Origin of the sequence: Achromobacter sp. GbtcB20 (assembly GCF_019091095.1) — a bacterium.
GTDB classification, from domain to species: Bacteria; Pseudomonadota; Gammaproteobacteria; order Burkholderiales; family Burkholderiaceae_B; genus Achromobacter; species Achromobacter mucicolens.
The window spans coordinates 1-238 of sequence record NZ_JAGXJZ010000875.1; the positions used below are offsets into that span (position 1 = coordinate 1).

The window sequence follows — 238 nt, forward strand, 5'->3', positions numbered from 1 at the left end:
AACAGCTTTGCCGATTAAAGGTGAATCTTATCTTTTGCAGTACATGGGAAAGCTCATTCTTGTCGATGGTGGTTACACTGGCTCCTCCCTTGCCTTGGCTCTGAAGAAGCAGCTAGGCAAGCCGAACATCCACTTAGACGTGGTCGTATGTACTCATAATGATAAAGACCATGCTGGCGGGCTGACGGACCTGCTCGATCGACCAGGTATAACGGCATCAGAGTTCTGGCTGCCCGGC

At 50.8% G+C, this 238-nt stretch carries 1 protein-coding gene; it reads left to right on the top strand.

Going from position 1 to position 238, the window contains the following annotated elements:
* Positions 1–238: MBL fold metallo-hydrolase (locus tag KVT32_RS31480; protein ID WP_217619573.1), on the top strand; the 238-nt coding region annotated here is incomplete at both ends.